This window comes from Halorhabdus tiamatea SARL4B (genome assembly GCF_000470655.1).
Classification (GTDB): Archaea; Halobacteriota; Halobacteria; order Halobacteriales; family Haloarculaceae; genus Halorhabdus; species Halorhabdus tiamatea.
Genome location: NC_021921.1, coordinates 812,373 through 833,453 on the forward strand (window position 1 = coordinate 812,373; position 21,081 = coordinate 833,453).

Consider the following 21,081-nt stretch of genomic DNA (forward strand, 5'->3'; position numbering starts at 1 on the left):
ATCCAGCGAGAGGTTTGGTCGAGCCGGCAAAGGGATACTTAAAATCTTTCTGGTAGTGGGAAAATTCTGCCCCCCTCAAACGGCCGAAATCACGAACTACGAGGCCCACGGATCGATTTGCAGCGTGTTGTCAAACCCGGGGTGAACCAGAAAGCATTTACCACATTCGGGAGATGGATACGAACGTGAACCGTCAGTACCCAGTCTCTGTACGCGGACTCGTCGTGACCGAGCGACGGGGACTGAGGGACCTGACGGTCCAAAACATGGATAGACGCTATTCACTCCACACCGACTACGGGTCGTATCGTGCGATAAACGGCGACCACGAAACAATCAACACATGACAGGAAATTCAACACCACAGGAGAAGGTAAGGGCCGTATTCCTTGCCACGCTCATGGTGCTGTCCGTCTTCGCCATGTCCGCGGCATTCGCGGGCGCGGCAGCGGCAGGGAACTCCGGCGGAGATTGGGGAACCACCCTGCCAGCAGTCGGCGGCACCGACTATACAGATACGGGTAGTACAACAACCGAGGCCGTCTCGGAAATCGCAAACGTAACCTTCAGCTCGGAAGGTGACATCAACAACGTCACCGTTAACGCAACGGGCGGCAACGAAGGGAACGTTCCGGCCAGCGCGATCGACGAGGTGACGGTTTCCCTCAACACCACTGACGGTGTTGTCACCGACTCGGAGATCTACGACAGCCACGATACGCTTGTCGATTTCGCCGATGTCGATGGAAACGTCACGAACGTGTCTGACCTCATCGTCAAGGCACAGATAGCTCAGAATGCCGCCAACAATTCCGTCATCGACGCGAACCTGACGGTCAAGACGAACCCGTCGGGTTGGTACGATACGGACGGTACTCAGACAATCCTCAACGACAACATAGGGTACTTCTCGGGCCTTATCACGGACCAGAATAACAACCCCATCCCTGCAGAAGTCATCGTCGAAGGCGATGATAGTACCACTAGCGGGATCTACAAAACAACGACCGCCAACGATAACGGCCAGTACACGATTGGCGTTCCTGAGGGGAACTATACAGTGACTGCTAATCTGGAAGGGTACAATTCTGCATCCCCGAAGGACAGTGAGGTGACTGCGGGCGAGACGACGTCCGCGAATTTCGTCCTCGAACAGATCATCAACGCTGGCGAGATCGACGTAACCCCGTCGACCGATAGCGCTGAGGCTGACGGCTCGACGGAAGTCGAATACGAGATCGAACTGTTCGACGACGATGACGGATCGCCGTACGAGGACGACGTTGAGGTTACGGTCGACGCACCCGACGAGGGGGCGATTACCCTCAGTGATACAACAGTTACTACCACTGACGGTAACGCCACCGTGACCGCAACGTCCTCCGAAATCCAGGCTGCAGAGTTCACGTTCACTGCGCAGTCGAACGAATCGGTCTCCGAGACCGTGACTACCCAGTTCGTGGCCGCGGACGGTAACCTTGCCCTTTACGGCGATGTCCAAGAATGGGCCACCAACGCTGACGTCGAGGGCGCAACCGTCTGGGCTGCGTACCCCGGCGTGAACCAGACACAGGCCTTCGCTGAGGAGGAGACGAACCTCTCCACGATGACCGCAGCGAGCGGTGAATACCAGATCAGCGGTATCAACGAGAACCGCCTTGGTGCGAACAACGCGCTCAACGTCTACGTTGCTGCGAGCGGGTACAACAGTATCAACGGGACTGCTGCGGACGGTAACGTTACTGGCTTCGGAAATGTCAGCCAGTACTACGCAACCAACGCGCAGGTCTCGATGAACCCTGCCGGAAGCGACGTGGACAACACAACGAGCAAGGACTTCACCGTTTCGCCGGTCGAGATCACGCCGGTCTACGACGTCACGGTCGACGTGACCCAGGATGGCGACTCGATCGCCCGAATGCCGACGCAGGATGTCGCTGACGTCGAGTACGAGGTCCTGGTCAAAGCCGACACCGACCCGGACAGCGAGTTCGAACCGGTCTCGGAAAGCGACCTTGTGACCCCGAGTGAGGTCGACGTGGTGTTCAACATCACGACTAACACCTCATCCGGTAACCTGCTCCCGGCTGATGCGAACGATCAGGTTGTCACCTACGGTGACGACGTCCAGTTCGAGACCACTCGAACACCGTCCCCGGACAACGTGACGATCAACGCGTCCGTCGTGAACGAGAACGACCAGGAATTCAACGACAGCACTGGCGTTGAAGTCTACGGCGTCGGTGAGATCACCGGCGACGTTGTCAACGACGACTCACCGGCAGACAACCTGCCCGGTGCGAGCGTTACGCTGATCAAAGAACCCGACACGGCGAACGAGGAAATCGTGGCGAACACGACTACTGGACCGGAAGGGTCCTACTCGTTCACTGAAGTCGAGACTGGCTTCGACTACCGCATCGACGCGGAATTCGAAGGCGAGACCGGGTTCAACGACATCACCAAGAACACCGCCGGCACGACGAACGCGGACGTCGTGATCGTCGGTGTGGAAGCCCCCAAAGGCTTCACCGTCGTTGACATCAACCCTGCCAACGTGACCGTCACACAGGGCGATGTTATCGACGTCACGGCGACGATCAACAACGACGCCCCCGACGAGGACACGCGTGACGTCGAGTTCCGCGTGACCGACTCGAACGGCAGCGAAGTCGTGTCCATCACGGAAAGCGTCACTCTCCAGCCTGGAGAGAACACGTACACCTTCAGTGGCATCGACACGTCCGCTCTGGCTGCCGGTAACTACACGCACGGCGTGTACACCGACACGAACAGCCAGACGGCAACGCTGACCGTCGAGAGTAGTAGTGGCGGAGACGTCACCTTCCAGGATGTCCTGGGTGTCATCACCGACTACAACAACGATGACGCATCGTTCCAGGATGTCCTCGATGTGATTACCGCGTATAACAACAGCTAACGATAGGGTGAAAAAATGAATATGAAATCACACAAGGCGATCGTACTGACAGCACTGATGGTGTTGTCGGTCTTCGCCATGCCGATGTCGGCAGCAGCACAGACCGTCGACTCGGCTGACCGTACTGTGGATACCACAGAGGTTCAGCCGGGCGACGTAGTTACTGTGACGGTTGACGTCACAGCCACAGAGACCGGAAACATATCCGTTACAGAAGAGTTCAGTCCCGCGTTCGCGGACGTGAGCCTCACAGACCTGCACGGGACCATTCCCGCAGCGCAGGCAGCGGGCAATGAAGGAGTAACACTCGCCTACCAAGGTGAAGACTCAGTGAGTGTCACTTACGAAGTGACGATCCCGGACGACGCTGAAGCTGGAGACACCTTCACGATCGAAGGATCCGCATCGGTTGACGGCAACGCCGCCGACACTGGCACGACCACGCTTACCGTGCCGACCGATGGAGGGAACGGCGAGGAGCCGCCCGCCGAACCGAGCGCACCCGCACCCTCGGACGTCGACACCATCTACCAGGGTGAGGAACTGACCGTCGACGTGAGCGGCACGTCCGTCGGGTCCGGCGACATCCTCCAGATCCGTCAGGGTCTAATCGGTGAGGATGGCGATACGCTCGCCGCGACAGCGACCGTCGACGAAAACGGTATGGCCACGTTCAGCGGTGACGACACGGCTGAACTGGCCGCGGAAGGCGTCGATCGATACCACTTCTTCCAATCGAGTGGTGCGGAGATTGACGGGTCCCAGTTCGAAGTCGTCAAACAGGACCTCACTGCGGAAAGCTACGGGGACGTCTACTACGACAACGAGGCCCCGAGCGACAACGGCGTGACGATCTCCTCGGACAACATCGACCTTGCCGGTGGATCGTTCAACGTCACCATCGCCTCCGATGACCTCGATCAGGACGAACTGAACGAGGTCTTCGGCGGTGCGGCGTCCGCCCACGGTGACGAGAAGATCATGCTGACGGTCGACAGCGCGGAGAAAGACTTCGATGTGGACTTCTCCGGCTACGACTACGGCACGTACAACTTCACGGTCGAATCGCTGACCTCGAACGCCGAGGACACATTCGACATCGAATACGCTGAAGCCGGCGAAGTCTCTGCGTCGTTCGCAGATACCGTCTTCAGTCAGGAGCGCGGTGACTACGCGGAGTTCACCGTCGACCTCCAGAACACCGAATCGGCCACCGTCCACATCACGGATGGTTCCGGTGAATACGAATCGGAACTCACCGTCACGGACAGTAACGACGGCGAGGACGCTGACGACGGACAGGTCACTGTCCAGATGAACACGTTCCTCGCTGGCGGTCACGGTGACGCCTACAGCCCGGCAGACGGCGCTGACTCCGTCACCGTCGACAGCGACAGCGAGAGTAGCATCGGTGACTACCGTCTCGCTGCGGGTTCGTACGACCTGACGGTCACGGCCGGCGGCGAGGAGCAGGACGTCGCCACGCTCTCCCTCGAAGAACGGTCGACGACCGGAATCAGTTCGATCGTCGCACCCAGCAGCGCTGACTTCGGTAGCGCCGACGCCATCACGAACGGCTCCGAGCTCTCGGAGGTCGCCTTCGGTGACCACCTCGCGCTCGAAGTCGAAGCGTCCGGCGTCTTCACCTACCTCAACGACGACGTCAACGCGCAAGGGATGAGCATCACCTTCTCGCAGGAGAACTTCGAAGGCCAGTACGGGAACGCCCCGACCTTCGACGTCAGCGGTAGTGCGTTCGACCTCGTCGAGGACGCGGACAACAACCGCTTCTTCGTCACGGTCGACACGGACGCGCTCGACAACGTCGATGCCGGTGACGAGTACTCTGTCACCTTCGAAATCAACGGCACCAACAACCCGTACGTCGCCGACGGTGAGACTGAGTCCGTGAGCACGACCGTCACGTTCCTCGAACGGACGAGTTCCTTCGGCGTCGTCGAAGCACCGTACCAGGTGCTCGCTACTGACGACACCGAAGTTCGCGGTACCAGCAATCTCGCACCCGGTAGCGAGATTACTGTCCAGGCACTGAAGTCCGGTGACTTCCTCCGCCAGGACACCAGCGTCGAAGTCATGGAAGACGGCACGTGGACAGCGACGTTCGACTTCGCCGACCGTCAGGTCGGTGAAGAGTTCGACCTCTCGCTCAAGCGGGCTGGCAACACTGACGCCGTCGACGCTGTCTTCTCGGACACCGCCGAGTGGGAGACCTCCGGTGCGTCCGAAGAACTCCAGCAACGCGTTAACGAGCTCGAGACGCTCCTGAGCGAGACGATGGACGAACTCGAGCAGAAGAACGCCACGATCGAAGAGCTGCGCACGCAGCTCAACGAGAGTGGCGGCGCAAGCCAGGAACTCCTCGACCAGAAGAACGCCACGATCGAGGATCTCAACCAGCAGCTCGCACAGGCTGAGAGCGACCTGCTCAACTCGACCACCACGATCGCCGATCTCAACAGCGAGATCGAAGCGCTGAACCTCTCGGTCCGCACGCTGGAAGCGGATAACGCTGATCTCGAGAGTCAGCTCGAGAGCCTCCAGAGCACGCTCGACGAGAAGAACTCGACGATCGAGGACCAGCAGTCCACGATCGACGAGCAGAAGTCCACGATCAGTGACCTCCAGAGCCAGCTCGAAGAGGCACAGCAGACGACGACCACTAGCGGACCCGGCTTCACCGCCGTGCTCGCGCTGGTCGCGCTGATGGGCGCCGCACTGCTCGCCGTCCGCCGCAAGCAGTAAGGCCGCCATCCGAACCACGACTGACCGCCGAAAGCGGTTCTGACGCACGCGGCTTTCATTTTTTAGCGCGCTACCCTCGAACAGCGACAGGGCTGTGCGTGAACCCAAGCCGGACGGCCGAAACGCCTAATCGCCCGGGCGCTGTAGCCACAGGATAGCGAGACCACGAACGATGAGCGAGGGCGAACGCAAGTTGATGGACGACCGGGGGCAGTACCTCCAGGCAGTCACAGAGGGGAGAGACGTCCAGGACGCCGATTGGACGCAGTGTCGAATCCTCCTCACCACCGAGCGGGTCGCCCTCGTCGCCGACGAGAAACGGGTCATTCCCCTCTCGGAAATCGACAACGTCGGCGGTCGCTACGACGTCAACCAGAACGCCGCGGGCGTGGCGAGTTACGTCACGCTTCACATTGGGGACGACGTCGTGCTCTTGCGGGCCCCGGAACAGGACGCCTTCGAGACGGACCTCTACCGGGCGTTTCTCGACAACACCATCGTCTACGTGAAACACCCGGCCGTGAAGGGCGGCGTCGTCCAGGGGGCGGAGTGGCAGCGCGCGAAGATCAAGCTGACCGACGAGGCGGTCAAACTTGCCGTCGAAGACGGCCAGTACGTCACTATCGGTCGGGACGACATCGGCGACGTCGAGACCGACGACCGGACCGTCGACGGGACCGAACGGCGAGTCTTCGAGGTCGAACATACTGATAGCGAGGACCGGAGCGTCGAGACGCACCTCACGGGCGAGGGCCAGCAGATCACGATTCTCGAGGCGATCTTCGAGGAGGGCGTCGAGCGCAATCGCGCGAACCTCGACCTCTCACCGACCGAACAGCAGATCGTGATGGCGCTGCATTCGGGCGTCTCGCCGTTCGACGTACCGGAGTTCGTCGACGAAGACGTCGAGGACATCGAGGAGATTTTCGACCGGTTGATCGAACTCGACGTGATCGAGACCATCCGCGAGCGGACAGAGGTCGAGATCACGTCCCGGGGTCGACAGGTCGCCAGCGAGGAGATGGGATCGCAGTAGCGAGCCCGGACCCGTGGAGGACCGGCCGAACCTACGACGCCAGCGCACGTTTTGTAGAACCCATTAGCTTCAAACCCGATCCCCGCCTGGACATAGTATGAGCAGCCATACGGCAGTCGTCCTCGCGGCCGGCGAAGGGACGAGACTCCGCCCGCTGACCCGGAACCGACCCAAGCCGATGCTCCCGGCTGGCAACCGGCCGATTCTGGAGTACGTCCTCGACGCGCTCGTCGAGGCTGGGATCGAGGAACTCGTCCTCGTCGTCGGCTACGAACGCGATCGCGTCCAGAATCACGTCGGCCCGACCTACCGGGGACGTCCTGTCACGTACGTCCACCAGGAGAAGCAACTCGGCACTGGCCACGCCTTACGTGAGGCCCGCGACGTCGTCGAAGGGCCACTGGCCGTCGTCAACGGCGATACGCTGATCGACCCGACGATCGTCGCGGACGTTCTCGAACGCTTCGAGACGAGCGAGGACGAGGCGACGCTCGCGGTCCTCGACGGGCCGGATCCCGCGGACTACGGGGCCGTCCTCCTCGAAAACGGAACAGTCACGGACCTGGTCGAAAAGCCCGACGCCGGCGAGTATCGCTACATCAACGCGGGCGTCTACGCGTTCGCGCCGTCGATCTTCGAGGCGATCGAGGCGACGCCACGCGAGGACGGCGAACTCTCGCTGACTGATGCTTTGGAGGACGCGATCGAGGACGGCTACGTCGGGGCAGTCGAGACCGACGGAATCTGGGTCGACGCGACCTATCCGTGGGACCTCCTCGAACTGGCGCGAGAAGTCCTCGCTGATGGCCGACTCGACCCTCCGGAATCGAGCGAGCAGGTCTGGATCGACGCGAGCGCGTCCGTCCACGACGCGGCGACGATCCAGCCGCCGGCAGTCGTCGGTCCGGACTGTGAGGTCGGGGCTGGCGCAGTGATCGGGCCGAACGTCGCACTCGGCCGGAACGTGACCGTCGGTGCGAACGCGACGCTCTCGAGGGCTGTCGTCGACGACGACAGCCGAATCGGCCCCGGGTCGACGCTGCTCGACGCCGTCGTCGGGCAGGCGGCCACCCTCGGACCGAACGCGGTCGTCTCGGGCGGGCCGGGAGACGTTCGCGTCGGGACAGAGATCTTCGAGGACGCACCGCTGGGCGCACTGCTGGCCGACCGAGTCGAGGCCGACGGCGACGTCAGCTTCGCGCCGGGGACACTGGTCGGGCCGAACGCCCACCTGGCGACCGGGGTCACCGTCGACGGCTACGTGGCCGAAGGCGCGGAGGTGCGGCGCTGATGTGTGGGATCATCGGCTGTGTGGGCCGAGGAACAGAGACGACAGACGTCCTCGTCGACGGCCTCTCGACCCTGGAGTACCGCGGGTACGACTCGGCGGGCGTCGCGCTGGCCGACGGCGACATCGAGGTCACCAAGCGCTCGGGGACGATCGACGACCTCAGAGAGGCGGTTGCCGCCGAGGGGCCGGCGGGAGAGTTCGGCATCGGCCACACCCGCTGGAGCACGCACGGGCCGCCGACCGACGAGAATGCCCATCCCCACACCGACTGTACCGGCGACGTCGCCGTCGTCCACAACGGCATCATCGAGAACTATCAGGAACTCAGAGACGAACTCGGAGCGGATCACGAGTTCAAGAGCGAGACGGACACCGAAGTCGTCCCACACCTGATCGAGGAGGCCCTCGAGGCGGGAGCCGATCCCGAGACCGCCGTGCGCGAAGCTGTTTCCCGGCTCGAGGGGAGCTTCGCCGTCGCCGTCGTGATCGCCGGCACGGAGTCGGTCTTTGCGGCCAGACACGACTCGCCACTCGTGCTCGGACTCGGGAGCGACGGCGAGGGACCGACCGATGCCTACTATCTCGCGAGTGACGTCCCGGCGTTTCGGGCGTACACCGACCGGGTCGTCTACCTCGAGGACGGCGAGTTCGCCCGGCTCTCGCCCGACGGCTGGACGGTCACGACCATCGACGGCGAGCCAGTCGAGAAGACGGTCGACGTCGTCGAGTGGGACCCCGAGGAGACGGGCAAGGCTGGCTACGACCACTTCATGCAGAAGGAGATCAACGAACAGCCCCGGTCACTGCGCCAGGGACTCTCCGAGCGGGTCGACGAACTCGCCGGCGAGGTCGACATCGGCGACCTGGCGTACCTCAACCCCCGTGGCGTCCAGCTTGTCGCTTGCGGGACGAGCTATCACGCGGCACTGTACGGCGCAGCGCTGTTTCGAGAGGCCGGCGTCCCGGCCCAGGCGTTCCTGGCCCACGAGTACGCGAGTGCGCCGCCGCCGGTCGGTGACGACCTCGTGATCGGCGTGACCCAGAGCGGCGAGACGGCCGATACGCTCTCGGCGCTCCGGGCGGCCCGCTCGAAGGGCGCGACGACGCTCGCGGTCACCAACGTCGTCGGCTCGACGGCGGCCCGCGAGTGCGATCACGTCTTCTACATCAAGGCCGGCCCGGAGATCGGCGTCGCCGCCACCAAGACCTTCGCCTCGCAGTTGACGGCGCTCAACCTGCTGGCGACCGGCATGGTCCCGACCAAGGACGACCGCGAGTCGATTGCCGCACTCAGGGATCTCCCCGCCGACGTCCAGGAAGTCCTCGACGACTCGTCGGCCGAGGCCGTCGCCGAAGAATACCTCGACAGCGACGCCTACTTCTTCCTGGGCCGGGGGCTCCAGTACCCCGTCGCCCTGGAGGGCGCACTCAAGATGAAGGAGATCACGTACAAACACGCCGAGGGCTTCGCCGCCGGCGAGTTGAAACACGGCCCGCTCGCGCTCGTGACGGCGAACACCCCCGTCTTCGCGTTGGTGACCGGCGACGGCGAACAGGCCCGCAAGACCATCGGCAACGTCAAGGAAGTCGAGGCGCGTGACGCGCCGGTCGTCGCCGTCACCGACGGCCAGAGCGACGTCGAACGCTACGCCGATCACGTCCTCACGGTCCCGGAAAGTTCGCCCCGGACGGCCGCGGTGCTGAGCAACGTCCAGTTGCAACTCGCGGCCTACCACACCGCCGCGAAACTCGGGCGGTCGATCGACAAGCCCCGGAACCTGGCGAAAAGCGTGACCGTGGAGTGAGCGTCGGCCGGGTGGCCAAGCGAAACCACTTTACACGCCGTGTTCGACCGGTGACATAGCATGGAGATCATCGACAAGCAGGGCCGGTTGTTCGGGACGGTGAACGTCGTCGATGCTCTCGTCGTCCTCCTGGTTCTCGCGGTCGGTGTCGCCGGAATCGCATTACTCTTCGGTGGTGATGGTGGTGGTGGGCCGACGGGACCGACCGAAACCCGATACGTCACACTCGACGCCGGCGTCCAGCCGGAGTACGTCGTCGGGGCGGTCGAATCCGGTGACAACGTCACGCTCGATGGCGCATACGAGGGCGCGAACGTCACAGACACCTACTTCACGTCGGCCGGGAACGGGACCAGCGCAGTGCTCCGAGTGGAAATCACTCACGCTGCGAACACGACGGCCACGGTCGACGGCGAGCCGCTTCGGATCGGCCGCCGACTCGGGGTCGAAAACGACGCGTACATCTTGAACGGGACGATTCGTGGTGTCAGCACCGAGCCGGACCTCCCGACGGCGGACCGGCGAGTCGTCCTCCGTGGGACGACCGCCGACGGCATCGCGAGCGAGATCACCGCCGGCGAGGAGATCGAGGTCGCTGGTAGCCGGGTCGCGACCGTCGAAGACGTGGCGGTGTACGACGCCCAGCAGCCCGGACGGCGAACGCTCTATCTCGACGCCAGCCTCCGAACGTACGTCACCAGCGATGGGGTCAGATTCGGCAATACCCGGGTCGAGACCGACCGGACGCTGTCGCTGCCGATTGCGGGCGTCCAGTTCAGCGGGACGATCGACCGCGTCGGCGGCGGCCTCGAACGGACCACCGAATCAGTACTCACGACGAGCGTCGTTGACGCCGACGTCGCCCGGCAGATCGAGACCGGCGACACCTACGAGGTGGCGGGCCACCCGATCGCGACAGTCGAGAACGTCACCGCCTACGACACCGGGAATCCAGACCGCAAACGCGTCTACCTCGGCATGTCCGTCGAGACCCTCGGGTACACCGACGGGCACCAGTTCGGGTCCCAGACACTCAGGCGAGGCGCGACGTTACCGTTCCGAACAGACAGCTATGAGTTCACCAGTGAGATTCGTCAGCTTGGAACAGCAGACTTAGCGAGGACGGGCGAATCCGTGATCGTTCGCAACGTCGTCTCGGCGGAGACGGCCAGGCAAATCGAGACCGGAGATACCTACGAAGTGGCGGGCCATTCGATTGCCACTGTCGAGGACGTCATCGCCTACGAGACGAACGATCCGGATCGTAAACGCGTCCACGTCGGACTCTCCGTCGAGACACTCGGCTACGGCGAGCGAACCCAGTTCGGAACACAGCCGATCGAAGACGGAGTGACGCTCCCATTCAGGACGGACCAGTACGACTTCAGCGGCGAAGTCACCCGCGTCGGGACCGCAGACCTGCAGGTGACCACTGAAGCGGTGCTGGTCACCGACGTAGTCGACGCCGAAGACGCACGGGCGATGCAGGAAGGTGACACCTACGACGTTGCTGGCCACTCGATTGCCACCGTCGAGGACGTCATCGCCTACGACACCGGGAACCCCGACCGCAAACGCGTCTACGTCGGCCTCTCGGTCGAGACACTCGGCTATGGAGAGGAGCCGCGTTTCGATACGCGGACCGTTCAACCGGGCACGACACTCCCCTTCCGGATGGAACGCTACGACTTCAGCGGCGAAGTAACCCGTGTCGGGACCGCAGACCTTCAGGTGACGTCCCAGGACGTGCTCGTGACGGACGTGGTCGAGACGTCCACCGCAGCGGCGGTGAGCGAGGGTGACGCGTATCGCGTCAGCGATCGGACGGTCGCAACCGTCGAGAACGTCGCCGTCTACGGGACGAGTAACCCGGACCGCAAACGCGTCTACGTCGGCCTCTCGGTCGAGGCGCTCGGGTACGGAGAACGCCCGCAGTTCGGGGCGAACAACCCACTGGAAGAAGGAGTGACACTACCGTTCCGCACGCTCACCTACGAACTGAACGGCCAGATCGTCCGACTCGACGCGCTCGAGCAGCGCGGGCAGGCGACGACCCGCACGGTCACACTCGAGATGGAGAATGTGGTCCCCAGCCGAGCAGACAGCGTCGAGGCTGGCCAGACCGAGACGAACGCCGGACAGACGATCGCCCAGGTCAACGACGTGACGGTCCAGCCGGCCGTGATTACGCTCACAAGCGAGGACGGGAACATCTACGAGCGCGAACACCCGGTGAACAAGGACGTCACGCTCACCGCCGCGTTGCAGGTCCGAGAGGACGATCGGACGACCCGATTCAAAGGCCGAGCCGTGCAGGAAGGCGATAGCATTACCCTCGACCTTGGGGTGACGACCATCCGGGCGACAATCGTCGACCTCGACGCCGCGTGAGCCTGCCGCAATACCGACCCGACCACCACCCAGATTGACCAATGCGCCTGAATACTCGAGGATCCCGGACTGCAACCGCGGTGACCGAGGGGGCGAAACGCCTCAGAAGTGCGCTATCCGGTGCCAGCGTCACGGCGGCCGCCCGTCGGACTTTCGCGGTAGCCAGTGGTGCGTTCGCCGACAGCAAAGCCGGACGATTCGTCCACGGAGCCAAACGAACCGTCCGCACGTCCTGGCTCTACCGGTGGCTCACCGCCGAGCCGGAGCCCGACGTTATCGTGATCGACCTTCGAGAGACGGCGATCGTCGGCCCGCTGTTAGGCGTCCTGGACTGGTTTCTCGTCAGAGTACTCACGTACGGGGAGGAGTCGGTGGCGTCGGTTGCAGGAAAGCGCGGTGTCGACATCCTCCGTGCTCGACCGATCCAGGCAATGAGTACGGTCGTCCTCGCGGCGGTCGCCGCGAGCCTGGCGGTAGTGATCGCCGGCGGAACGCCGACGGCGGGTGCGATCGGCCTTCGGCTCCTCGCGTTGAGTCTCGCGCTCGCGGGAACCCGTCTCAGGTACTCGGCCGAGGACCTCGCCGAGACGCGTGTCTACAGCGTGCTCGTGGCGTTGCTGGAACCGCCAGAGCCACCAGAGAGTCCCAGGGAACGCCGGGACGATCCCTGAGCGATCGCCGGCCGGGATCACCGAGACCACGCCGACGAACTCCCGTTTTCGTCCCGTCGTGTGTACCGGTCATAGCCTTTATCCCCGTCGCCGTCACACGCCAGGGTGATGAAAGGTCACTGGCGGTATCGGGGAGCGAGCGTCCTCGGAACCGCCGTGCTCTCCTTTCTTGCCGTCGTCGTCGTCAATGGCCCCCTGGTACGAACACTACTGGATGCTGTTCCGGTAATCCAAACGCTCGCTACCGCGCCGGCGACGGGCTCGGAACTCCTCTTCGAGGCGTCGACGACGACCGCTGTCATCCTCGCGGCGATGGTCCCGCTGTACAAGCCACGTCCGCGCCGAATCCTCGACACCTGGATGGCAGCGGCTCGTCGGACGACCCTCGCATTCCTCTCGCTTGCGACGATCGGCTACTTCGATTACACCTATCGCCTCCCGCGGGCGACGCTACTGGTTTCTGGGGGGCTTCTCCTCGTGGTGCTTCCGCTCTGGTTCGTCGCCATTCGTCGTCGACCGGCGAGAACCGGTGAACGGACGATCATCATCGGGGACGATCCCGAGACGATCCGGGATATCCTGGCCGCAGTGGACGGAGCCGTGATCGGCTACGTCTCACCTCCCACGGCGTACGCGACGGGTGATCAGCCCACAACGGTCCGACCGCGTGAGACAGACGGGGGGACAGTCACCGACGAGATCGGCGAACTTTCCTATCTCGGCGGCCTCTCCCGTCTCGGGGAGGTCCTGGTCGACTACGACGTCGATACGGCCGTCCTCGCGTTCGACCGGCCGGACCGCGCGGAGTTCTTCGGGGCGCTTGACACCTGCTACGAGCACGGCGTCGCCGCGAAGGTCCATCGCGATCACGCCGACGTGGTGCTGACCGACGGGACGGCCGGCGGTGAGCTCGTCGACGTCGATCTCGAACCGTGGGACTGGCAGGACCACCTCGTCAAACGCGTCTTCGATCTCGCGTTCGCGGCGATCGGACTTGCCGTTCTCTCACCGGCGATCGCCGTCATCGCCGTGGCGATCAAACTCGAAGATAGCGGCCCGATCTTCTACAGTCAGGACCGGACAGCCACGTTCGGCGATACCTTTACCATTTATAAGTTCCGGAGCATGGTACCGAATGCCGAGAAACAGAGCGGCGTGAAACTCAGCGAAGAAGACAAAGGGGAACGCGATCCACGGGTGACCAGACTAGGACGAGTTCTCCGGCAGACACATCTCGACGAGGTCCCACAGCTGTGGTCGATACTGGTTGGAGACATGAGCGTCGTCGGTCCACGTCCGGAACGGCCGAAACTGGACGACGACATCGAAAATAGTGTCTCGGAATGGCGACGACGGTGGTTTGTCAAACCGGGGTTAACGGGATTAGCCCAGATCAACGACTTGACGGGACACGAGCCGGGCCAGAAGTTCCGTTACGACATGGCGTACATCCGCAAACAATCGTTCTGGTTCGACATCCAGATAGTCATCAGACAAATCTGGAAAGTGCTTTCGGACGTTTCCGAGACCGCAACCGGAAGCAACGACCCCAGCGAAAAATGACCGTCACTCGTCGAACAGCGTCGCCAATCCGTCCGCGAGAGAGACGTCCGACTCGTATCCCAGCCGCTGGCGTGCCTTCGTGACGTCGGCACGACTCCGTTCGATGTCGCCCGGCCGTGGGTCACCATGGACGATCGACGACCCGGTGTCGACCGTCTCCTGAATCGTTTCGGCGAGCGCCTGGATCGACGTCTCGTCGCCGGTGCCGACATTGTACGCAGCGCCGACGTGCTCGGTCGTCGCCGCTCGCAGGTTCGCCTGGACGACGTCGCGCACGTGGACGAAATCTCGCGTCTGTGTCCCGTCGCCGTCGACAGTGATCGGATCGCCGGCCTGGGCCTGTTCACGGAAGATGCTGATCACGCCGCTGTAATCACTCGCCGTCTGGCGCGGGCCGTAGACGTTGAAATACCGGAGTGCGACCGTCTCGAGGTCGTAGAGATCGTGATACGTCCGGACGTACTGATCGGCGCCACACTTATCGATCCCGTAGGGGGACTGGGGATCCGCCGGCTCGGATTCGGTGATCGGGAGGGTAGTGGGGTCGCCATAGATCGCGGCACTCGATGCAAAGACGAGACGGGCGTCCTGTCGTCTCGCCGCCTCGAGGAGCCGGAGCGTGCCGTCGAAATTGACGTCGTGACAGAATTCGGGCTCCTCGATCGACTGTTCGACGCTGACGACGGCGGCCTCGTGAAAGACGAGATCGACACCGTCGGTGACGTCGGCGACGATGTCCTCGTCACGGACGTCGCCCTCGACGAACGTCGCTCCGTCCGGGACGTTCTCGCGTGATCCACTCGAGAGGTCGTCGAGGACGATCACGTCGTTGTCAGCGACGAGGGCGTCGGCGAGGTGGCTGCCGATGAATCCGGCACCGCCAGTAATCAGGACAGTCTGTCCGGAGACCGAGGGCTGGCTCATAATGACAGGAAAGCACCAGCGCGGCCAATAAGGTACTGATCTCAGTCGATGTACCTGATCTCAGTCGATGTACCCGAGCGCGCTCTCGATGCGGCCGAGTTCCGGACCCGTAGTGTCCTGGCCGACGACGTAGCCGTTCCCGTTGGCGAGAAGGCCGGAACCGACCAGCGGCCCGCCGTAGTTGATCGTCCCGACGTCCGTCGGGACGTCGAGGACGTCGGCTACCCGGTCGAGTTCGGCGTCGCTCGCCTGGGGATGACAGAGCGCACCGCGGTTGGTGGCGACGGCGGCTGTGCCGACCGTCTGCACACCGGCGAGGTCGCCACGTTCGACGGGGACGTCGAGCGCGTCTTTGACCGCCTTGACAGCGTCTCGTGAGAGGTCGGGGTGGACGAACGCGCCGTTGTCGTTGGCGAGGACGACGTTGCCGGCGGCGTTGATCCGCCCCGGGAGGGCAACGACAGGGCGGTCGATCACGTCCTCGATCCGGTCGCGCTCGGCGTCGGTGACGCGACTCGTGACGAGCAGGCCGTTCTCGTTGCCAGTGGCGAGTGCGCCGACCGTACTCGCCCCGCCGATGGTCGTTTCGACGACGGGGACAGACAACTCGGAGCCAACGGCCTCGATGACGTCGTCCTCGGCGTCGGGACGAATCAGGAGATACTCGTCAGTAGCGCGTGCATAGACGCCGACGTACGCCGATCCGGCGAAGGCCGTGCGGAGCAAAGTTTACTCTGCGGGTTCGGCCTCGACGACGCTCTCGCCGTCCTCCTCGAAGCGGGCGGCCCGGACCCGGATCGAACGCGGCGGGTTCGAGCGGCCGTCCGCCCAGACCGTCTCGTTGATCGACGGGTCGAGGCGAACGTCCTCGTCCGCGACCGAGAAGTGCTGGGCGAGGTGCTCGCGGATGAGGCTCATCGCCTTGCCGGCTCGTTCGCCGTTCGGTACCGCCTGGACGTCACGGAGCGGGACGGAAACGACCCGCTCTTCGAATTCTTCGGCGCTCATTCGTCAGTATCGTTGCGTCGCCAGTGGCGTCGTTTCGGGTTGCGCTGTACGTCCTGGTCGGTCTTCATCACGACCCACGCAGGGACGCGACTGTTCTGGCGTTCGAGTTTCGCCAGCCGCTTCTTCTTGGCCTTCGATTTCTTACCCATTGTAGGCCGACGTTCGCTGTCGTCGTTTATAGTTGTGTTCTTTCGACTCAGACTAGCGCGAGTGGAATCATGATCGCTACCCCAACCACCACGCCGGCGATCAGTTCGGGTCGGCCCCGCGAGGGCAGGTTCGCGCCCGTCTCTAAGGCCTCCGGAATGAACTCCGTCAGGACGAGGTAGATCATCGCCCCAGCGGCGAAGCCAAAGCCGTAGGGCAGGAAGTCCCGAGCAATTCGGACGAACGCGAACGCGAGGACGGCCCCGATGGGCTGGGGCAGACTCGAGAACACCGCCCACCAGACCATCCGCCACTCGCCGACGTCGAGCGATCGGAGTGGAATGGCGATCGCCGTCCCCTCCGGGATGTTGTGGATCGAGATGGCGATCGTCATGAACACCGCCAGGATCGGGACCGTCACGCCGAAGACCATCGGCCCTTGCGCACCTTCGAGACCCAGTTCGGCGAAGGAGACGCCAACGGCGACGCCTTCCGGGAAGCTGTGGACGGTCAGGATGCCGAGAATGAGCACGAGCTTCTTGTAGTCGGCTTCCCTGTACTTCTTGGGATCGATCTCCGCGCCGTCGAGGACGCGATGGGCGAGGACAACCAGCACGACACCCGCAGCCATTCCAATCGCGATTTCGATCGCCGTCCCGGCGGCGAGCCCCTCGAATATCAGCCCGAACACCGACGCGGCCACCATGATCCCCGAGGCGAGTCCCCAGAGCCCGACGTACCACCGGTCGCTGATGTCTTCGACCAGGAAAAAGGGCAGCGCGCCCAGCCCGGTCGCCAGCGCGGTGAGCAAACCCGCGACGAACACCAGCGTCAGATTTGCCAGTAAACTCATTGGATCACCGTTGGGCCGGGGCGCACTTAAGAATTATCAATACTCCAACTAATTTTGGTGCGCCTAAGTCGTTTGTCCGGCCTAAATCGTGGTGTCAGCCCGTGTAAAAGCGGTAATAGATGTCTCATCTATGCAACAGAACAAGTCAAGACACGTATGTTACAGCAGTACGACTCTCACAGTTCGAACGACTCGAGTGTCGAATATTCGGGGCCCTCGTCGGTGAGAACGCTCTCGGTCAGACGGACGTCAGTGACGTCGAGGGGTCCGACGGAGGGGTCGGCCTCGCGAAGGACGGTCTGAACCTGTTCTTTCCCGCCGGCGTGGTCCATCCGAGCGACGGTGACGTGGGGTGTAAAGTCGTGGTCCGCCGGGTCGAAGCCCATCGCGACGGTCCGATCCTCGATGGCATCGTGGAGGTCGATCATCGCCGCGCCGCCCTCACGGACGCCGACCCAGACGACCGTGATGTACTCCTCGCTCGGGAACGCGCCGAGACCACCAAATCGGGCCTCGAAGGGAGCGACGCCGCTCTCTTCGACTGCCACGGTGAGTTCATCGGTGAGTTCCGGCAGTCGGTCCGGATCGGTGTCACCGAGGAACTTCAGCGTGACGTGGGCCTGTTCGGGATCGACGACGTTCAGCCCCGAAGCACCCTCGAAGCGATCCTGGACGGCCGCGATCGCCTCTGCGAGCCCGTCGAGGTCGATGCTGACGAACAGTCGCTTGCTCATAGGAGACAGTCAGTTGCCGTCGAGTTCAACTTGGTCACGACAATCTCCTCATCAACCATTTATAGCTCTCCTTTGGCAAGCCGATCGATGAACTCCTGACGTTCACGTTTCCGCGCGGCTGCGGACGTCTCGTATTCGGCTTCGATCCGCTCGCAATACGCGTCGATGGCCTGCTGATCACCGACAAGTCGAATTCCGTCTCGAAGTGCGCGACGGACGACGGGCAGCGGGAGGTCCTCGATATCGCTCACATCGATGAACTGCTCGGCATACGCCTGCAGTTCGGCATCGATCCGGTTTCGCCGATGGAATCGCTCTTTCGGCGTCATCGCCGCTGGAAATTGAACGGCAACGTCGACGTCCGAAGAATCATGAGAAGTGCCGGTGGCATACGACCCAAACAGCACTGCGAAGGCCACGTCCGTCCCCGCGAGATACCGTCGGAGTCCCTCGATGTCCACGGAATCCTCGACTGAGGGGTCCGCACGGTCGTTCGTCATAGTTCAAAGTACGTCCCGGCGTACAAAATAATTCGGGCGTGATTCCCAACTGCTCATTGTATTATCGACGCGAGATAATCCTCGCAAACGAGATCGATGACAGTCGGAGTCCACTTGCGTAACTGGCCGTCAGTCGTGTTTCCGAACCGGACTGATTTTACTCGGACAGACACGTGATTAGCACACCCACCGGTTCCGTGGTCGTTCGCCCGTCTCGCGGACGTAGCCCTTAACCATTCGACTGGCGTAGATGACGATATGACTGAGGAACCCGAAGACCACGAGTTCTCGGAGGGGCAGGGCTTTTCAGAGCCCTACGAGGGGTTCGACCTCGAACCGCCGGAACTCAACGTCGACCCCGACAGCGTCGACCCCGTCGACTCCCGCGTCGTGAGCGACCTCCTCGACGAGCGATCGATCGGCGACGACGAGGTCGACGCCGAGGAGTTGCTCGACGTCGGGATCAGCTACACCCGGATCCAGCGCTTCGAGGAGGCGACCGAGACGCTCGAACGCGCCGCCCGCTACGCCGAGGACGAGTCGGTCGAACAGGAGGCCAGGGCGAACAAGGGAGCGGCCCACGCCGAACTCGAGGAGTACGACGCCGCGATCGGGGCCTACCGCGAGGCGATTTCGATCGATCCCGACTCCGAACACGCCGCGACGGCCGAGACCAACCTCGCGTACGCGCTCTGGGAGTCCGGCCGGTCGGAGCAGGCGCTCGAACACGCCGAACGCGCCGTCGAGATCGACCCCCGGTTCCCCCAGGCGTGGTACAACCGCGGCTTCTTCCTGCTCGAACGCGGCCTCGCCGAGGAGGCGATCGACGCCTTCGACAACGCGATCCGGCTCGGCTTTCGCAACGCGACGCTCTTAGAGGAGAAGGCCCGCGCCCACGAGGAAGTCGGCGAGGACGAACGCGCCGAGGAACTCGTCGAGGAGGCCGAGGAGATGCGCCAGGAGACCGAAGAAGAGCTTATCGACGACGGTGCCCAGACGGAACTCTACGAGTGAGATGACCGACGACGAGGGAACGGACGCGCCGGCGGATTCGGGACTTCTGCTCACCGAGCGCGAGACCGAGGAGGGCCTGCTCGTCTCTGTGTGTGACGAAAACGTTCTGGGCGAGACCTTCGAAGACGGCGAGCTCTCGCTTGCGGTGACCGAGGAGTTCTACGGCGGTGATCCGGCAAGCGCCGAGACGGTCGTGGCGAGTCTGGCCCGCTGTGATACGGCGAATCTCGTCGGCTCGACGGCCGTCGAGATCGCCATCGACCAGGGATTCGTCGACGAGGCGAACGTCCTCGACATCGACGGGACGCGTCACGCACAGTTGCTGTGGATGTGAGTGCCAGGGCCGGCCGTGAACTGACGCAAATGGGCCGCGCCGTTCTCACTCCACCAGCGGCGCGAGTTCGTCGGCGAGGTTGTGCCCGATCTCGACCATGCCGGCGTCGCCGGGGTGGAGGATGTCGTCCATCAGCCCGGGCACGGAGAGCAGCTTCGAGCCGTCGATGAACGAAAGGTTCCTATGCGGCGATTCAGTGACGAGCGTTTCGAGCGTCTCGCGGTAGGCCGCCGCGCGCTCAGGGTCGTCGCCCGCAACGACGTCGGCATGGTACGGGAACAGTGAGATGGCAGCGATCGGCTTCTCGGGGTGTGCGCCGGCGACGGTATCGAGCAACTGATCGGCGCGTTCGCGGAACTGCGCGACGGTAAATCCCCGGTTGGACATATTGACCGAGATGGCGATCGTCGCGACGTCCCAGTCGTCGCGACCCGCGATGTGTTCGGCGATGGCCGGTTCGCAGTACGCCGAGCCGGCCATCCCGAGGTTGATCGGATCGACGCCGAGCTGTCGGGCCGCCGTGGCGACGTACGCCAGATGTGGGTTCGAGAGCGCGCCCTCGGTGATGGAGGTCCCGTAGGCGAGGTACCGGGTGGCCGGAAGCTCGTCGGCTTCCGGCGGCCGGGCGTCGCCGGCGACGTCGTGAAGCGCGACCCGAGACCACGCGTCGAAGCGGAGCCGACAGACTCGCGAATCGTAGACGGCGTCTTCGGCAGCCGCCGGATCGAGGTTCCGGACGCGGTCCGGGACGGAGAAAGTGTGCGTCGAGGGGTCCGGGCCGATCTCGAACGGTTCGGCCCCCTGAAAGGGACCCCAGAACGGCTGGACGGTCGTCTCGCCGGCAGCCGAAAGCGTGATCTCGACAGTCGCCTCGTCGCCGTCGGGGACGAATCGGATCTCACTGCCCGTCGGGCTCTGGACGCGGTCGCGGGCCATGACGTTGAGGTTCGCGGCCACCGAACGCGGGACGCGATGGAGGTGGCCGCCGCCGTCGGTCCAGTCGGCCGGGGCGAGTTCAGCCACATTGTGCAGCGACACGGACGGAAAGGCCTCGAGTTGCATGCGGACGCCATTGGTTGTCGCCGTCGCAGGAAAATAACTCCGAT

At 63.4% G+C, this 21,081-nt stretch carries 18 protein-coding genes; 10 read left to right on the top strand and 8 right to left on the bottom strand.

Annotated features, from left to right (window positions below; translation table 11 throughout):
* Positions 1 to 343 precede the first annotated feature (343 nt).
* The 8 genes from HTIA_RS04240 (at position 344) to HTIA_RS04275 (ending at position 14,461) form a co-directional block, all read left to right on the top strand.
* On the top strand, positions 344 to 2,941 hold the full coding sequence (locus HTIA_RS04240; protein ID WP_021029432.1) for a carboxypeptidase-like regulatory domain-containing protein: 2,598 nt from the start codon (positions 344 to 346) through the stop codon (positions 2,939 to 2,941).
* Positions 2,942 to 2,962: 21 nt separating this feature from the next.
* On the top strand, positions 2,963 to 5,704 hold the full coding sequence (locus tag HTIA_RS04245) for a BGTF surface domain-containing protein (RefSeq protein ID WP_008525717.1): 2,742 nt from the start codon (positions 2,963 to 2,965) through the stop codon (positions 5,702 to 5,704).
* 172 nt (positions 5,705 to 5,876) lie between these two features.
* The gene (locus tag HTIA_RS04250) at positions 5,877 to 6,740 is read left to right on the top strand and encodes a CheF family chemotaxis protein (RefSeq protein ID WP_008525718.1); all 864 of its coding nucleotides are present in this window, start codon (positions 5,877 to 5,879) and stop codon (positions 6,738 to 6,740) included.
* A gap of 97 nt (positions 6,741 to 6,837) precedes the next feature.
* Positions 6,838 to 8,031, top strand: coding sequence for a sugar phosphate nucleotidyltransferase (locus HTIA_RS04255; protein ID WP_008525719.1), 1,194 nt, complete (start codon positions 6,838 to 6,840; stop codon positions 8,029 to 8,031).
* Complete coding sequence (glmS, locus tag HTIA_RS04260) at positions 8,031 to 9,836, top strand: glutamine--fructose-6-phosphate transaminase (isomerizing) (protein WP_008525720.1); 1,806 nt, start codon at positions 8,031 to 8,033, stop codon at positions 9,834 to 9,836. The genes HTIA_RS04255 and glmS overlap by 1 nt, the downstream gene beginning before the upstream one ends.
* Before the next feature lie 60 nt (positions 9,837 to 9,896).
* Positions 9,897 to 12,227 carry a DUF4330 family protein gene (locus tag HTIA_RS04265; protein WP_020936046.1) on the top strand — a complete coding sequence of 777 codons (2,331 nt, stop codon included), beginning with the start codon at positions 9,897 to 9,899 and terminating at the stop codon, positions 12,225 to 12,227.
* A 41-nt stretch (positions 12,228 to 12,268) separates the two neighbouring features.
* The gene (locus HTIA_RS04270; RefSeq protein WP_021029429.1) at positions 12,269 to 12,898 is read left to right on the top strand and encodes a hypothetical protein; all 630 of its coding nucleotides are present in this window, start codon (positions 12,269 to 12,271) and stop codon (positions 12,896 to 12,898) included.
* A gap of 108 nt (positions 12,899 to 13,006) precedes the next feature.
* Positions 13,007 to 14,461 (top strand): sugar transferase, encoded by a 1,455-nt coding sequence (locus tag HTIA_RS04275; protein WP_008525726.1) that lies wholly within the window; start codon positions 13,007 to 13,009, stop codon positions 14,459 to 14,461.
* Positions 14,462 to 14,464: 3 nt separating this feature from the next.
* On the opposite strand, the gene HTIA_RS04280 is transcribed toward HTIA_RS04275, so the two are convergent.
* From HTIA_RS04280 to mntA, 7 genes are all read right to left on the bottom strand, one after another.
* Entirely contained in the window at positions 14,465 to 15,385 is a 921-nt protein-coding gene (locus HTIA_RS04280; protein ID WP_008525728.1) for an NAD-dependent epimerase/dehydratase family protein, read from the bottom strand.
* 60 nt (positions 15,386 to 15,445) lie between these two features.
* On the bottom strand, positions 15,446 to 16,111 hold the full coding sequence (locus HTIA_RS04285) for a translation initiation factor IF-6 (RefSeq protein ID WP_008525730.1): 666 nt from the start codon (positions 16,109 to 16,111) through the stop codon (positions 15,446 to 15,448).
* Positions 16,112 to 16,114: 3 nt separating this feature from the next.
* On the bottom strand, positions 16,115 to 16,393 hold the full coding sequence (locus HTIA_RS04290) for a 50S ribosomal protein L31e (RefSeq protein WP_008525733.1): 279 nt from the start codon (positions 16,391 to 16,393) through the stop codon (positions 16,115 to 16,117).
* The gene (locus HTIA_RS04295; protein ID WP_008525736.1) at positions 16,390 to 16,542 is read right to left on the bottom strand and encodes a 50S ribosomal protein L39e; all 153 of its coding nucleotides are present in this window, start codon (positions 16,540 to 16,542) and stop codon (positions 16,390 to 16,392) included. Before HTIA_RS04295 ends, HTIA_RS04290 begins: the two co-directional genes overlap by 4 nt.
* A 47-nt stretch (positions 16,543 to 16,589) precedes the next feature.
* On the bottom strand, positions 16,590 to 17,393 hold the full coding sequence (locus HTIA_RS04300; RefSeq protein WP_008525738.1) for a ZIP family metal transporter: 804 nt from the start codon (positions 17,391 to 17,393) through the stop codon (positions 16,590 to 16,592).
* Positions 17,394 to 17,569: 176 nt separating this feature from the next.
* Entirely contained in the window at positions 17,570 to 18,127 is a 558-nt protein-coding gene (gene thpR / locus HTIA_RS04305; protein ID WP_008525740.1) for an RNA 2',3'-cyclic phosphodiesterase, read from the bottom strand.
* Between the two features lie 59 nt (positions 18,128 to 18,186).
* A complete protein-coding gene (gene mntA, locus HTIA_RS04310; RefSeq protein ID WP_008525742.1) occupies positions 18,187 to 18,627 on the bottom strand; it encodes a type VII toxin-antitoxin system MntA family adenylyltransferase antitoxin in 441 nt (146 codons plus the stop codon).
* Between the two features lie 258 nt (positions 18,628 to 18,885).
* Here mntA and HTIA_RS04315 point away from each other — a divergent pair, with 258 nt between their 5' ends.
* On the top strand, positions 18,886 to 19,641 hold the full coding sequence (locus tag HTIA_RS04315; RefSeq protein ID WP_008525744.1) for a tetratricopeptide repeat protein: 756 nt from the start codon (positions 18,886 to 18,888) through the stop codon (positions 19,639 to 19,641).
* A gap of 1 nt (position 19,642) precedes the next feature.
* On the top strand, positions 19,643 to 19,975 hold the full coding sequence (locus tag HTIA_RS04320; RefSeq protein WP_008525745.1) for a DUF424 domain-containing protein: 333 nt from the start codon (positions 19,643 to 19,645) through the stop codon (positions 19,973 to 19,975).
* Positions 19,976 to 20,020: 45 nt separating this feature from the next.
* On the opposite strand, the gene HTIA_RS04325 is transcribed toward HTIA_RS04320, so the two are convergent.
* Entirely contained in the window at positions 20,021 to 21,037 is a 1,017-nt protein-coding gene (locus HTIA_RS04325; protein ID WP_008525746.1) for an SGNH/GDSL hydrolase family protein, read from the bottom strand.
* Positions 21,038 to 21,081: the final 44 nt, after the last annotated feature.